Origin of the sequence: Novosphingobium anseongense (genome assembly GCF_037482895.1) — a bacterium.
Classification (GTDB): domain Bacteria; phylum Pseudomonadota; class Alphaproteobacteria; order Sphingomonadales; family Sphingomonadaceae; genus Novosphingobium; species Novosphingobium anseongense.
The window spans coordinates 626,575-640,285 of the sequence record NZ_JBBHJZ010000001.1 but is presented as its reverse complement, the minus strand read 5'-3'; the positions used below and the strand labels follow the sequence as shown (position 1 = coordinate 640,285).

Sequence of the window (13,711 nt, the reverse complement as noted above, 5' to 3'; positions counted from 1 at the left end):
TCAGACCGCCCCGGGTATCCTCCGCACATTGCGGGAAAAAGGTACGCGGATGGCGGACACGAAACATAATCCCGGCGACCCCAGGGACGGCTCGAGAAACCGCTTCGGCAAGGCCGAACGCGACATGGTTGCACTCGGCATCGCCACCGCCGCGATCATCATGTTCGTGGGCACCGGCGGAGTCGTCGTCCCCCAGGTCGTACGCTCCTTCGCGGGCGGCCTCGGCCCCGACAAGGCGCTGACCAGCGCGCTCCTGCTCAACATCGCGCTGATCATCTTCGGCTGGCGCCGCTATCGCCAGCTCAGCCAGGAAGTTCAGGAACGCCGCAAGGCCGAGGAACAGGCCAAGCTCCTGGCCGAAACCGACCCGCTGACCGGTTGCCTAAACCGCCGCAGCCTGGCCGATGCCACGGCCGAGCTCATCAGCGCTGGCACCGATCGGGGCGAAGTCGTCGCACTGGTCATGATCGACCTCGACAACTTCAAGCAGATCAACGACTTCAACGGCCACTCCACGGGCGACCAGGTGCTGCGCGAATGCGCGACGCGGATCGCGGCACTGCTGCCCAAGCGCGGGCTGCTCGCGCGTCTCGGCGGCGACGAGTTCGCCTGCGTCCTGCCACTCGACCCCAAGCGCCCCGAGGTGATCGACGATCTCGCCGTGGCGCTGATCGAAGCGATCGCCACGCGCTCAGACGTGAGCGGCAGCGGCATCGAAATCACCGCGTCGCTGGGCCTCACCCGCAGCGACTTCTCGCGAGAGGTCGGCGAAGAGCCGGCCGATGCGCATACGCTTCTGCACATGGCCGACATCGCGATGTACCATGCCAAGCGCGCAGGAAAGAACCGCTACTTCTGGTTCGACGCGCCGATGCAGAACGAATTGCGCTTCCGCCGCGAGATCGAGCAGGGCATCCGCCGCGGCATCCGCCTCGGCGAATTCGTGCCGTTCTACGAACAGCAGATCGACCTCGCCAGCGGCGAGCTCACCGGCTTCGAGATGCTCGCGCGGTGGAAATCGCCTGCGCTCGGCGTGATCAGCCCCGAGATCTTCATCCCCATCGCCGAAGAGATCGGCGCGATCGCCGACCTTTCCGAAAGCGTGATCGCCCAGGCGCTCGAAGACGCGAAGACCTGGGACGCGAGGCTCACGCTCTCGGTCAACATCTCGCCGCTGCAGATGCGCGATCCGTGGTTCGCGCAGAAGCTGCTCAAGATGCTGGTCGAGGCGAATTTCCCGCCACACCGGCTCGAGATCGAGATCACCGAATCGTGCCTGCACGAGAACGTCGCCGAAGTGCGCACCTTGGTCACCAGCCTCAAGAACCAGGGCATCCGCATCAGCCTCGACGATTTCGGCACGGGCTATTCATCGCTCGCGCAGCTGCGCAGCCTGCCGTTCGACCGGATCAAGATCGACCGCATGTTCGTGACGAACCTGACCGAGGACAGCGACAGCGCGGCGATCGTCGACGCGGTCACCCGCCTCGGCAAGGATCTCGGCCTGCCCGTCACCGCCGAGGGCATCGAGAACAAGGAAATCCTCGCGCGGCTGATGCAGTACGGCGACATCAAGGGGCAAGGCTTCCTTTACGGACAGCCGCAGCCCGGCAACGTCACGCGCGACCGGCTCGCGAGCCTCGATCTGCTCAGCGACCAGCCGGCGCCGCCGGTGGAGAGCGCTTTGCCAGCGACCGATCCCAAGGCCGCAAGCCAGGGTTGACCCGCCTAGCCCCGCGCATCGCGACGCGCTAAGGCCGCACCATGCGTAGGCTGGTGCACTTCCTGGTCATCCTGACCGTGCTTCTGTGCGGCACCCACCTGTCGCCCGCCGAGGCCGATGCGCTGACCGATCACGCGACCGAAGCGCGCGCTCACGCCGAGCACGGCGACGAAGTCCCGGGCGATTCGCACACGGGCGCAGCCCATGCCGGCCACCACCACTGCCCGATCGCCCCCGATCCACACGCGATGGCATCGCAATGCGATGCGACGCCGATGACGCCGCTGCTTTTCGACCGCCCGGTCGCGCGGCTGCGCTCGCGGGCCACGGCACCGCCGATCCAGCCGCCCGCAGCCTGAACCCCGAACGTCACGCGGTCCGCCTCCCGGCCGCATGCCTTCGATCGTGTTCAGGAGTTTCCCATGCTTGCGAAGACCCGCGCCCTGCTACTGGCAGGCGTCGCCTTGTTCGATGCCCACGCCCTCGCCGCCCAGACCGCGGCGGATGACACCCCCGCCCCCATCTCCACCGAAGCCGAGGCCGGCGAAGACGATATCATCGTCCAGGCCACGCGCTCGGGCCGCCGCGTCCAGGACGAGCCCGTCCGCGTCGAAGTGATCGACCGCGAGGAGATCGAGGAGAAGATCCTCATGCGTCCCGGCAACGTGGCGATGATCCTCAGCGAGACCGGCGGTTTGAGAGTCCAGGTCACCTCGCCCGCGCTCGGCGCCGCCAATGTTCGCGTCCAGGGCATGGACGGCCGCTTCACCCAGCTGCTCGCCGACGGGCTGCCGCTCTACGGCGGCCAGGCCTCGTCGCTCGGCCTGCTGCAGGTGCCGCCGACCGACCTCGGCCAGGTCGAGGTCATCAAGGGCGCCGCCTCGGCGCTCTACGGCCCTTCGGCGCTCGGTGGCGTGATCAACCTCGTCTCGCGCCGCCCGAAAGACGAGCCCGAGGCCGAAATCCTGCTCAACGCCACGACGCGCGACGGCCAAGACGTCACCGCCTATGCCGCGACGCCTTTGTCCGACGCGTGGAGCGGCTCGCTGACCGGCGGCTTCCACCGCCAGACCCGGCAGGACCTCGACGGCGACGGCTGGGCCGACATGCCCGGCTACCGTCGCTGGACCATACGCCCGCGGCTGTTCTGGGAAGGGAGCGATGGCGCCTCGATGTTCGTCACCGCCGGCGCCATGACCGAACAGCGCCGCGGCGGTACCCTGCCCGGCCGCACGGTGCCCGACGGCACGGCGTTCCGCCAGGAGCAGGATACCGACCGCTTCGACGGCGGCCTCGTCGCGCAGGCACCGCTCGGCGAGATCACCGCGCACCTGCGCGCCGCGGCCATGACCCAGAAGCACCACCACTTCTATGGCCCGGTGCACGAGGACGATCGCCACACGACGCTGTTTGCCGAAGCCTCGCTCTCGGGCAAAGCGGACGCCACGAGCTGGGTCGGCGGTCTGGCCTGGCAGCGCGATTCCTTCGCCTCGCAGACCTTCCAGGCCTTCGATTATGCCTATGAGGTGCCGGGTGTATTCGGCCAGGTCGAGCAAGACCTCACATCCGACCTGACGCTCGCGGGCAGCGCGCGCGTCGATTTCCACAATCGTTACGGCACGCAGTTCAGCCCGCGGCTGTCGCTGCTCTATCGCCCCGGCCGCTGGACGATCCGTGTGTCGGGAGGACGCGGCTTCTATGCGCCGACGCCCTTCGTCGAGGAGATCGAGGCGGCCGGGCTCTCGCGGCTCGAACCGCTGGGAGATCTCGAACCCGAGACCGCGCGCACCGCCTCGTTCGACCTCGGCTATCGCAGCGGCCCGATCGAGGCCAACCTGACGCTGTTCGCCTCGAACATGCGCAATTCGACGCGATTGGAGACAATCGCCGCCGATCGCGTCCGCCTGGTCAATGCGCCGGGCCAAACGCGTATCCGCGGTGCCGAGACCTTGCTGCGCTATCGCCAAAACGGCTTCACCGTCACGGGCTCCTACGTCTTCGTCGATGCCACCGAGCCCGACCCCGATCGGCCCGGCCGCCGGCAGGTGCCGCTGACGCCCAAGCACACCGCCGGGCTCGTCGCGATGTGGGAGGAGCACGACAAGGGCCGGCTCGGGCTCGAGGTCTATTACACGGGTGGGCAGTTGCTCGAGGACAATCCCTATCGCACGCGCTCGGAACCCTATGTCGAGGTCGGCATCCTCGGCGAGATCGCGCTGGGCAAGGCGCGGCTGTTCCTCAATGCCGAGAACGTCTTCGGCAAGCGCCAAACGCAACACGACCCGCTGCTCCGTCGCACCCGCGCGCCCGACGGCCGCTGGACCGTCGACGTCTGGGCGCCGACCGAAGGCTTCGTGCTCAACGGCGGCGTGCGGTGGAAGTTCGGCGGCGGCGACTAAAGGTGGTTTACAGGCTTGGGCGGCTCGGTTATCGGGCCGCCCATGTCCACGGCGATCAAACCGATTAGCACCAAGCCGACCCGCATCGCGGGGCGGTTCGGTCGTGCTGACGGTTAAGACCTAGGCACCCGGACACAGCCCCGCCGAAGCGCGGGGCCTCTTGCACAGCAAGCCAAAGCATCCCGCGCCTCCGCACTCAAGGAGACGCATTTCCATGAACTACCTCGACAACACCACCGGTCGCTACAACGTCGGCGTCGTCGGCGCGACGGGTCTCGTCGGCACGATGATGCTGTCGCTGCTGGCCGAGCGGAACTTCCCGGTGGGCACGCTGCGGCTGTTCGCCTCGGCCCGGTCGGCGGGCAAGACGATTGCTTTCAACGGCAGCGACGTCGTGGTCGAAGATGCGACGACGGCCGACTATGCAGGCCTCGACGTGGTGTTCTTCTCGGCCGGCGGCTCGACCTCGAAGGCGCTCGCCGAGAAGGTCGCCGCGGCCGGTGCGGTCGTGATCGACAACAGCTCGGCCTGGCGTTCGCACCCCGAAGTGCCGCTGGTCGTTGCCGAAGTGAACCAGCACGCGCTGCGCCAGATGCCCAAGGGCATCGTCGCCAACCCCAACTGCACGACGATGGCGGCGATGCCCGCGCTCAAGCCGCTGCACGACGCCGCCGGCCTCGTCCGCCTCGTCGCCTCGACCTACCAGGCCGTCTCGGGCGGCGGCGTCGAGGGCGTCGAGATCCTGCGCGAACAGATCGTCGCCGGCGCCGAGACCTGCGCCGACCTGTCGTATGACGGCAGCTCGGTCGACCTCGGCACCCCGCGCAAGTGGTCGGTGCCGATCGCCTACAACGTCGTGCCGCTCAACTACGTGCTCGGCGAAGACGGCTACACCGAGGAAGAGCTCAAGCTGCGCGACGAGAGCCGCAAGATCCTCGAGATCCCCGGCCTGCGCGTCGCCGCGACCTGCGTGCGCGTGCCCGTGTTCACCGGCCACTCGATCGCGATCAACGTCGAGTTCGAACGCCCGCTCTCGCCCGAAACGGCGCTTGAACTGCTCGGCAAGGCGCCGGGCGTGGTGCTCAGCGACGTGCCGAATCCGCTCGAAGCCGCGGGCAAGGACCCCGTCTTCGTCGGTCGCGTGCGCCGCGACACCTCGGCCGACAACGGCCTGACTCTGTTCGTCGCCAACGACAACCTGCGCAAGGGCGCGGCGCTCAACGCCGTACAGATCGCCGAGGTCCTGATCTCGGGCCAGTTCTGAAAGATCGCCGCGGTGCGGTCCCTTCCTGAGAAGGACTCGCACCGCGGCGCTTTCCCTTTGCGCCGATAGCCTCTAGAGCGCGGCCACTATGCGCGTACCCTTCGTCAAGATGCACGGTCTCGGCAACGACTTCGTCGTGCTCGACGGGCGCACCGAGAGCGTGCCGGCGATGACCAATGCCCTGGCCGCCGCGCTCGCCGATCGCCACACCGGGATCGGCTGCGACCAGCTCGTCTTGCTCGAACCGTCGGACGCCGCCGACTTCCGCATGCGCATCTTCAATTCGGACGGCTCCGAGGTCGAGGCCTGCGGCAACGCCACACGCGCGGTCGGCCTGCTCCACGGTGCCGCGGCGCGGATCGAGACCGCGGGCGGGCTGATCTCTGCAAGCCCCGCAGAAGGCGGCATTTCGGTCGAGATGGGCCAGCCACGCTTCGACTGGGACCGCATTCCGCTCGCCTATGCGATGGACACGCTGACCATGCCCGTGGGCTGGGAGGATCTCGACGCCCCCACAGCGGTCAACGTCGGCAATCCGCACGTCATCTTCTTCGTGCCCGATACCGACGCGGTCGATCTTGCTCGCCTTGGCCCCGAGATCGAGCACGATCCGCTGTTCCCCGAGCGCATCAACGTCAACGTCGCGACGATCACCGCGCGCGACTCTATCCGCCTGCGCGTCTGGGAGCGCGGCGCCGGGCTGACCCGGGCCTGCGGCACCGGCGCCTGCGCCACGGCGATCGGGGCGATGCGCCGCGGCCTCGTCGATCGCGCGGTCACGGTCACCCTGCCCGGCGGCCCACTGCGCATCGAATGGCGCGACGACGACGAGATCGTCATGACCGGCGCTGCCGCCGAGAGCTTCCGCGGCGCCTTCGATCCCGCCGACTACGGAGCCTAGGACGTGACGCTCGAGGTCGTGTCGCTCGGCTGCCGTCTCAACCTGTCCGAAAGCGAGAGCCTGCGCGGGCTGTTGTCCGCCAGCGACCAGCTCACCGTCATCAACTCCTGCGCGGTCACTGCCGAGGCCGTGCGCCAGACGCGCCAGGCGATCCGCCGCGCGCGCAAGGCCCGCCCCGACGCGCGCCTGCTAGTCACCGGCTGCGCCGCCGAGATCGAGCGCGACATGCTCGCGGCGATGCCCGAGGTCGACGGCCTGATTGCCAACACCGCCAAGCTCGATCCCCGCGCCTGGAACGTGCCCGCCGCGCCGCTCGTGCCGCACAAGGCGCACACCCGCGCCTTCGTCGACGTGCAGACCGGCTGCGACCACGCCTGCACCTTCTGCGTGATCCCGCAAGGCCGCGGCCCGAGCCGCTCGCGCGCGGTCCGCGCCGTGATCGAAGACATCGCCCGCCATCTCGATGCCGGCGCGCGCGAAGTCATGCTGACCGGGGTCGACCTGACCTCGTGGGGTGGCGACCTGCCCGACGAACCACGGCTCGGCGCCTTGGTCGCGGCCGTGCTGGACGCCTTCCCCGGCCTTGAACGCCTGCGGCTGTCCTCGCTCGACGGGATCGAGATCGATGGGCAACTGTTCGAACTGCTCGCCGGCGAAACGCGGGTCATGCCGCACGTCCACCTGTCGCTGCAGTCGGGCGACGATATGATCCTCAAGCGCATGAAGCGCCGCCATACGCGCGCGCAGGCGGTCGACCTCGTCGCTCGCCTGCGCGCGCGCCGCCCCGGGATCGCGGTCGGCGCCGACCTGATCGCCGGGTTTCCAACCGAAGACGAGGCCATGCACGCCAACAACCTTTCGATCATCGCCGACCTCGCCATCGTCCACGGCCATGTCTTTCCCTACTCGCCCCGCCCGGGCACTCCGGCCGCGCGCATGCCGCAGGTCGCACCCGCAACGGTAAAAGCGCGCGCCGCGCAATTGCGCGAGGCGGTCGCGCAGCAACGCTCGACCTGGCTGCAATCGCTGGTCGGCACGCCGCTGCGCGTGCTCGCCGAGCGTGACGGCACCGGCCATGCCGACAACTTCGCACGCGTGCGTCTATCCAACGGCAGCACGGCGTCGCAGTGGCAGACCATAACGCCCAGCCAAGTGATCGAAGGAATGCTCGCATGAGCGCGGAAACCTGGAGCGACCGCCTGTTCGGGGGCTTCCGCAAGACCTCCGAACGGCTTTCCGAAAACCTCGCCGGAATCGTCTCGCAGACGCGTCTGAGCGACGACCAGCTCGACGAGATCGAGGACGCGCTGATCCTTTCGGACCTCGGCCCCCGCGCCGCCGCGCGCATCCGCGAGCGCCTGTCGGGCGAGCGCTTCGAGCGCGGCGCCGACGAGGTTTCGATCAAGCAGGCCGTCGCCGAAGAGATCGCCGCGATCCTGCGCCCCGTGGCCAAGCCGCTCGAAGTCGTGGCCTTTCCGCGCCCGCAGGTCATCCTCGTGATCGGCGTCAACGGCTCGGGCAAGACCACGACGATCGCCAAGCTCGCGCACCTGTTCCAGGAACAGGACTACGGCGTGATGCTCGCCGCCGGCGACACCTTCCGCGCGGCCGCGATCGGCCAGCTCGCGGTCTGGGCCGACCGGATCGGCGTGCCGATCGTCCGCGGCCCCGAGGGCGGCGACCCCGCCTCGATCGTGTTCGACGCGGTAAAAGCCGCAACCCAGCAGGGCATCGACGCGTTAATCGTGGATACGGCCGGACGCCTGCAGAACAAGCGCGAGCTGATGGACGAACTGGCGAAGATCCGCCGCGTCCTCGGCCGCCTCAACCCCGAAGCCCCGCACGACGTCGTGCTGGTGCTCGATGCGACCAACGGACAGAATGCCTTGCAGCAGATCGAAACCTTCAAGGAAGTGGCAGGCGTGACCGGCCTTATCATGACCAAGCTCGACGGCACCGCCCGCGGCGGCGTGCTCGTCGCCGCGGCCGAACAATACGGCCTGCCGATCCATGCGATCGGCGTCGGCGAGAAGATCGACGACCTGCGCCCCTTCGACCCCGACCTCGTCTCGCGCGTCATCGCGGGAGTGGCATGATGAGCGAAGCCGTTCCCTCCAAGGACAGACCCAAGAGCTCCTGGATCAACCTCGTCGTCGATTTCGGACCGCTGCTCGTCTTCTTCCTGGCCTATCGCCATTTTGCCCCGCCTTCGGATGACCAGGGTCTCGGCGTCGTCGTGGCCGTGACCAAAGGCACGGTCGCCTTCATGATCGCGACGGTGATCGCGCTGATCGTCTCGCGCTGGCGGCTGGGCCACGTCTCGCCGATGCTCTGGCTGTCGACGGCGCTGATCCTCGGTTTCGGTACCCTGACCGTGCTGCTGGGCGATCCGTTCTGGGTCCAGGTCAAGCCCACCGCGATCTACCTGCTGTTCGCCACGGTCCTTTTCGCGGGCTTGCTGCGCGGCAAGCCGATGCTGCGCTACCTGCTGCAGTCGGCCTTCGAGGGCCTCGACGAGGCCGGCTGGCTCAAGCTTTCGCGCAACTGGGCGGTGTTCTTCCTGTTCCTGGCCGGTCTCAACGAAGTGTTGCGCCAGGTGCTGACCTTCGATGGCTGGCTCCAGGCCAAGCTCTGGGGCTTCACCAGCCTCTCGTTCCTGTTCACCTTCACCCAGATCCCGATGGTGCTGCGCCACGGCCTGGGCCAGGAATCGAAGGACGAGGTGCTGACGAATCCCCCACATGAATAAGGTGCACGAATAAGTGCACAATGACGCAAAATCATGTGACATTCGGCCACGATGCCGCAATAGATGGCGCGCTGACCCGCGGTTTTCCGTGCGGCCGGCCAACAAACTTTTGCAGTTCGCTGCGTAGTCGCGCCTTCGGAATCCTAGGGGGAAAACATGGCCAAACTTTTCGGTAACCTCCACCTCGTGCTCGCTGTGGGCCTGGTGTTCGCCATCGCTGTCATGATGGCCTTCGCGCCGTCGGCGACGGTCGATGCCAATTCGGTGCTGCGCTGGCTGCACCTGTTCTTCGGCGTCCTGTGGATCGGCCTGCTCTATTACCTGAACTTCGTCCAGGTGCCGACCATGCCCAAGATCCCCGCCGAACTGAAGAAGGGCGTCACCGGCTACATCGCCCCGAACGTGTTCTTCTTCTTCCGCTATGGCGCGCTGCTGACCGTGCTGACCGGTCTCGCGATCGCCTTCATCGCCGGTTACGGCCACCAGGCGCTGACCTTCTCGGGCGAAGGCAACGTCAACCTGATCGGCCTGGGCATGTGGCTCGCGATCATCATGTTCCTCAACGTCTGGCTGATCATCTGGCCGGCGCAGAAGAAGATCCTCGGCATCGTCGAAGCCAGCGACGAGGAGAAGGCCAAGGCCGCTCCCCGTGCGCTGATCGCCAGCCGCACCAACCTGCTGCTGTCGCTGCCGATGTTCTACACGATGGTCAGCGCCAACCTGGGCTGATCCTCGCGGGCATAGTCGCCAAAGAGAGGCGCGGTTTCCGGGAAGGATGCCGCGCCTTTCTTTTTGTCGCATGATCGCGGCATGACGCTTCGATTCGCCCCGCTCGCCGCGCCGCTCCTGCTGGCGCTGACCGCTACCGCTTATGGCGCCGCGCCGAAGGCGCCAGCCCGACCCGCGCCGCTGCCCGATGTGGTGCGCGTCGCCATGGTCACCGAACAGGGCACGATCACGCTCGACCTCGACGCCAAGAACGCGCCCGTCACGACGCGCAATTTCGTGCGCTACGTCGACCAGCGCCGCTTCGACGGCATCGTCTTCTACCGCGTCATGCGGCTCAAGTGGGGCGAGCAGCCCAACGGGCTGATCCAGGCGGGCACGCGCGGCAATCCGCAGAAGAACCTGCCGCCGATCGCGCACGAGCCGACCAATGTCACCGGCGTGCTCCACAAGGCGGGCGCGATCTCGATGGCGCGCCACGCCCCGGGCACGGCCGCGGGCGACTTCTCGATCCTGCTGTCCGACATGCCCGGACTCGACGCCGATCCCAATGCCACGACCGATGATGGCAAGGCCGGCTTCGCCGCCTTCGGTCACGTCGTCGAAGGCATGGACGTGGTTCGGAAGATCTACGACGTGCCGCTCTCGACCACGCTCGGCGAAGGCGTGATGAAGGGGCAGATGATCGAGAAACCCGTCCGGGTGCTGACCGTGCGGCGGGTGGCGATCCCGGCGGCACCGGCTCCCGCGACCTCTCCGACCACCAACTAAGCCGTCATCCCCGCGAAAGCGGGGATCAGCCTTTCGATCGCGTCAGCCCTAGATCTCGATCTGGCTGCCCAATTCGACGACGCGGTTGGTCGGCAAGCGGAAGAATTCCATCGCGCTGGCCGCATTGCGCAGCATCCAGGCGAACAGCTTCTCGCGCCACAGCGCCATGCCCGGCTTGGCCGAAGGCAGCAGCGTCTGGCGCGAGAGGAAGAAGCTCGTCTTCATCATCTGGAACGGCTCGCCGCACATCGTCACGCGCTTGAGCGTCTCGGGCACGTCGGTCTCCTCGAGGAAGCCGTAGCGCAGGATCAAGCGGTAGAAGCCGTTACCCATGTCCTTGACCGTGAAGCGATCGGCCTCGTCGACATAGGGCATGCCCTGGATCGCCACGGTCAGGATCACCACCCGCTCGTGCAGCACCTTGTTGTGCTTGATGTTGTGGAGCAGCGCCGAAGGAACGCCGAGATCGGTCGAAGCCATGAACACGGCCGTGCCGGGCACGCGCGCCGCGCTCGAATGGGCGCTCTTGGCGAATACCTCGATCGGGATCGTCCCCTCGGCCATGTTGGCGCGCATCAGTTGCCGGCCCTTCGACCAGGTCGTCAGCAGGGTGAAGATGCCGACGCCCATCATCAGCGGCACCCAGCCACCGTCGGGGATCTTGGTCAGGTTGGCGCCGAGATAGGCGGCGTCGAGCGCGAAGAACAGGCCGAGCAACGGCACCGCCAGCCAGGTCTTCCACTTCCACAGCTGGAAGAGCACGACCGCAAGCAGGAAGTTGTCGATCGCCATCGCACCGGTGACGGCGATGCCATAGGCCGCGGTCAGGTTCGACGAACGCTGGAACACCAGCACGAGCAGGATCACCGCGATCATCAGGCCGAAGTTGATGACCGGGATGTAGATCTGTCCGGCCTGAAGGCTGGTGTGGCGGATCGTCATGCGCGGAATGAAACCGAGCTGGATCGCTTGCTGGGTCACCGAGAAGGCGCCCGTGATCACTGCCTGCGAGGCGATGATCGCCGCCATCGAGGCGATGATCAGCAGCGGCCACTGAAACCACTCGGGCGCGAGCAGGTAGAACGGGCTGGCCAGGGCATCAGGGGTGCGCAGCAGCAGCGAGGCCTGGCCCAGGTAGTTGAGCACCAGCGCCGGCAGCACGAAGGCGAGCCACGAGATGCGGATCGGCTTGCGGCCGAAGTGGCCCATGTCGGCATAGAGCGCTTCCGCGCCCGTCACCGCGAGCACGGCCGAACCCATCGCCAGGAAGCCGCGCCAGGGGTCCTGGACGAACATCGTCACCGCGTGATGGGGGCTCAGGGCCGAGATCACCTCAGGCATCGCCGCGATCGAGATCACGCCGAGCACCGAGATCACGGCGAAGTAGACGAGCATGATCGGGCCGAAGAAGGCGGCGACCTTGGCCGTGCCGCGGCTCTGGATCATGAACAGGAAGATGAGGATGCCGACGACCAGCGGCACGACCGCCGGGCCGAGATGCGGCTGATAGACTGCCAGACCCTCGATCGCCGAAAGCACCGAGACCGCCGGCGTGATCATCGAGTCGCCGTAGAACAGCGAAGTCGCGAAGATCCCGAGCAGAACGATCCCGCCCGACCATTTCTTGACGCCCGAGTGTTTGTTGATCAGCGCCAGCAGCGCCAGGCTGCCGCCCTCGCCACGGTTGTCGGCACGCATGATGACCGTGACGTATTTGAGCGTCACGATGACCATCATCGACCAGAACATCAGGCTGACGATGCCGTAGATGTGCAGCGGATCGAGCGGCAGGCGGTGATGGCCCGCGAAGGTGTCGCGCATCGCATAGAGCGGGCTCGTGCCGATGTCGCCGAAGACGACGCCGATAGCGCCGACGGCGAGCTTCAGCGCGCCGCCATGGTGTTCGTGATGTCCATGATGCGCGACGGCGGGTGTCGGCGATGCTGACGCCCCCTCCCCATCGGCATTGGCACCCGCGTCGTTCGAAATCGATTCGCTCATGCCAGCGCCCTGTCGCGACTTGTTTCCATGCCGCAACGCGGCAAGGAGGCGGCGCTTAGCAGCAAGCGAAGTCCCCCGCAATCGGCGTGAGAAACCCGTTTTTTAGGGCATTGTTCCAGGCTGACCCACGGGCATGCCTTGCATGGCGTTCTGCCGCGCGACGATCATGTCGAGCCGCTGGAGCTTGTCGACGAGATCCGGGCGCCAGGGAGCGTCGGGCGGCGTCCTGGCGAGGAGTTCGGTCCAGATCGTCCGTGCCTCGTCGAAGCGCCCCGATTGCGCCATGGCCAGGCCGAGAAAGAACGGGGGTCCCGGATGCTCGGGCGCGACCGTCGCGGCATTGCGAAACGCGAAGAGCGCGGCCGGCGAGAGCGAGCCTTCGGCATGACCGACGAGCGCATTGGCCAGAGCCAGCCAGGCGTCGGCGTCGCGCGGGTTCTTGTCGACCGCGCCCAGCAACACACCTGCCGCGTCGGCATATTGACCGTGCCGCGCCAGAGCATCGGCGATGATACTCCACTTGTTGTTGGTTTCTCCGCCTGCTCCCCCGCCCGCGAGCGCCTTGCGAGCCTCGACCAGTTCGGGGGAATTGGGCGCGCTGGTTTCGGCGGAGGCCTTGGGCGCGCCCGGCATGCCGGGATGCCCCTGCAGGCCATAGCCGGCGATCCCCAGCAGCAGCGCCGCGGCGATCGCTTCCCAGCCCGCACGCGGCTGGCCGAACCAACGCAGCAGCAGCAGGATCAGCGCAAGCGCGAGGATCGCGAGAACAAGAGCCCAGAGCCAGCTCATTCCGTGCCCTCCTTGCGGAAACGCCGGCTCAGCAGCAGCGAGGCGAGCACCAGCAAAACGATCGGCAGGATGAACAGCGGCCAGGTCAGCGCGGTCACACGCGGAGCATAACTGACGTAGTCGCCATACCGCTCGACCAGCCAGGCGCGGATCGCTTCGGGATCCTCGCCGGCGGCGATGCGCTCGCGGACCTGGCTGCGCATGTCGCCGGCCATCGGCGCGTCCGAATCGGCGATCGACTGGCTCTGGCACTTGAGACAGCGCAGTGTTTCCATCAGCGCCTGCGCCTTTTCCTCCTGCGCAGGGTTGTCGAGCTGGCGATAGGCATAGGGCGCCGGCGGCATGGTATCCTGCGCGAAGGCCGGCGCGGCAAAGATCATCAGCAGCA

At 67.3% G+C, this 13,711-nt stretch carries 13 protein-coding genes; 10 read left to right on the top strand and 3 right to left on the bottom strand.

The genetic code is table 11. The features are described from left to right. Positions 1 to 49: 49 nt before the first annotated feature. From WG901_RS03150 to WG901_RS03105, 10 genes are all read left to right on the top strand, one after another. Complete coding sequence (locus WG901_RS03150) at positions 50 to 1,723, top strand: putative bifunctional diguanylate cyclase/phosphodiesterase (RefSeq protein WP_339585552.1); 1,674 nt, start codon at positions 50 to 52, stop codon at positions 1,721 to 1,723. A gap of 41 nt (positions 1,724 to 1,764) precedes the next feature. Beyond that, the gene (locus tag WG901_RS03145) at positions 1,765 to 2,082 is read left to right on the top strand and encodes a hypothetical protein (RefSeq protein ID WP_339585551.1); all 318 of its coding nucleotides are present in this window, start codon (positions 1,765 to 1,767) and stop codon (positions 2,080 to 2,082) included. Positions 2,083 to 2,145: 63 nt separating this feature from the next. After that, positions 2,146 to 4,122 carry a TonB-dependent receptor plug domain-containing protein gene (locus WG901_RS03140; RefSeq protein ID WP_339585550.1) on the top strand — a complete coding sequence of 659 codons (1,977 nt, stop codon included), beginning with the start codon at positions 2,146 to 2,148 and terminating at the stop codon, positions 4,120 to 4,122. A 214-nt stretch (positions 4,123 to 4,336) separates the two neighbouring features. After that, positions 4,337 to 5,386, top strand: a complete 1,050-nt coding sequence (locus WG901_RS03135) for an aspartate-semialdehyde dehydrogenase (RefSeq protein WP_339585549.1) — start codon at positions 4,337 to 4,339, stop codon at positions 5,384 to 5,386. An 88-nt stretch (positions 5,387 to 5,474) separates the two neighbouring features. After that, positions 5,475 to 6,287: a diaminopimelate epimerase gene (dapF, locus tag WG901_RS03130; RefSeq protein WP_339585548.1), complete on the top strand. Its 813-nt coding sequence runs from the start codon at positions 5,475 to 5,477 to the stop codon at positions 6,285 to 6,287. Between the two features lie 3 nt (positions 6,288 to 6,290). Then, positions 6,291 to 7,463: a MiaB/RimO family radical SAM methylthiotransferase gene (locus WG901_RS03125; protein ID WP_339585547.1), complete on the top strand. Its 1,173-nt coding sequence runs from the start codon at positions 6,291 to 6,293 to the stop codon at positions 7,461 to 7,463. Then, entirely contained in the window at positions 7,460 to 8,383 is a 924-nt protein-coding gene (ftsY, locus tag WG901_RS03120) for a signal recognition particle-docking protein FtsY (RefSeq protein ID WP_339585546.1), read from the top strand. The genes WG901_RS03125 and ftsY overlap by 4 nt, the downstream gene beginning before the upstream one ends. After that, entirely contained in the window at positions 8,383 to 9,036 is a 654-nt protein-coding gene (locus tag WG901_RS03115; RefSeq protein WP_339585545.1) for an inner membrane-spanning protein YciB, read from the top strand. Before ftsY ends, WG901_RS03115 begins: the two co-directional genes overlap by 1 nt. Positions 9,037 to 9,192: 156 nt before the next feature. Beyond that, positions 9,193 to 9,765 carry a urate hydroxylase PuuD gene (locus WG901_RS03110; RefSeq protein ID WP_339585544.1) on the top strand — a complete coding sequence of 191 codons (573 nt, stop codon included), beginning with the start codon at positions 9,193 to 9,195 and terminating at the stop codon, positions 9,763 to 9,765. Between the two features lie 81 nt (positions 9,766 to 9,846). Continuing rightward, positions 9,847 to 10,533 (top strand): peptidylprolyl isomerase, encoded by a 687-nt coding sequence (locus WG901_RS03105; RefSeq protein WP_339585543.1) that lies wholly within the window; start codon positions 9,847 to 9,849, stop codon positions 10,531 to 10,533. 48 nt (positions 10,534 to 10,581) lie between these two features. Here WG901_RS03105 and WG901_RS03100 read toward each other — a convergent pair whose 3' ends face one another. The 3 genes from WG901_RS03100 to WG901_RS03090 all read right to left on the bottom strand — a co-directional run bounded on the left by WG901_RS03100 (position 10,582) and on the right by WG901_RS03090 (position 13,703). Further along, positions 10,582 to 12,534: a potassium transporter Kup gene (locus tag WG901_RS03100; RefSeq protein WP_417602216.1), complete on the bottom strand. Its 1,953-nt coding sequence runs from the start codon at positions 12,532 to 12,534 to the stop codon at positions 10,582 to 10,584. Positions 12,535 to 12,636: 102 nt separating this feature from the next. Next, positions 12,637 to 13,323: a tetratricopeptide repeat protein gene (locus WG901_RS03095; RefSeq protein WP_339585542.1), complete on the bottom strand. Its 687-nt coding sequence runs from the start codon at positions 13,321 to 13,323 to the stop codon at positions 12,637 to 12,639. Next, positions 13,320 to 13,703 (bottom strand): cytochrome c-type biogenesis protein, encoded by a 384-nt coding sequence (locus WG901_RS03090; protein WP_339586637.1) that lies wholly within the window; start codon positions 13,701 to 13,703, stop codon positions 13,320 to 13,322. Before WG901_RS03090 ends, WG901_RS03095 begins: the two co-directional genes overlap by 4 nt. Positions 13,704 to 13,711 lie beyond the last annotated feature (8 nt).

Bases quoted from the DNA above. Each gene is read 5' to 3' on its own strand.
- WG901_RS03150 (WP_339585552.1), top strand. From the start codon at position 50: ATGGCGGACACGAAACATAATCCCGGCGACCCCAGGGACGGCTCGAGA.
- WG901_RS03145 (WP_339585551.1), top strand. From the start codon at position 1,765: ATGCGTAGGCTGGTGCACTTCCTGGTCATCCTGACCGTGCTTCTGTGC.
- WG901_RS03140 (WP_339585550.1), top strand. From the start codon at position 2,146: ATGCTTGCGAAGACCCGCGCCCTGCTACTGGCAGGCGTCGCCTTGTTC.
- WG901_RS03135 (WP_339585549.1), top strand. From the start codon at position 4,337: ATGAACTACCTCGACAACACCACCGGTCGCTACAACGTCGGCGTCGTC.
- dapF (WP_339585548.1), top strand. From the start codon at position 5,475: ATGCGCGTACCCTTCGTCAAGATGCACGGTCTCGGCAACGACTTCGTC.
- ftsY (WP_339585546.1), top strand. From the start codon at position 7,460: ATGAGCGCGGAAACCTGGAGCGACCGCCTGTTCGGGGGCTTCCGCAAG.
- WG901_RS03115 (WP_339585545.1), top strand. From the start codon at position 8,383: ATGAGCGAAGCCGTTCCCTCCAAGGACAGACCCAAGAGCTCCTGGATC.
- WG901_RS03110 (WP_339585544.1), top strand. From the start codon at position 9,193: ATGGCCAAACTTTTCGGTAACCTCCACCTCGTGCTCGCTGTGGGCCTG.
- WG901_RS03105 (WP_339585543.1), top strand. From the start codon at position 9,847: ATGACGCTTCGATTCGCCCCGCTCGCCGCGCCGCTCCTGCTGGCGCTG.
- WG901_RS03100 (WP_417602216.1), bottom strand. From the start codon at position 12,534: ATGAGCGAATCGATTTCGAACGACGCGGGTGCCAATGCCGATGGGGAG.
- WG901_RS03095 (WP_339585542.1), bottom strand. From the start codon at position 13,323: ATGAGCTGGCTCTGGGCTCTTGTTCTCGCGATCCTCGCGCTTGCGCTG.
- WG901_RS03090 (WP_339586637.1), bottom strand. From the start codon at position 13,703: ATGATCTTTGCCGCGCCGGCCTTCGCGCAGGATACCATGCCGCCGGCG.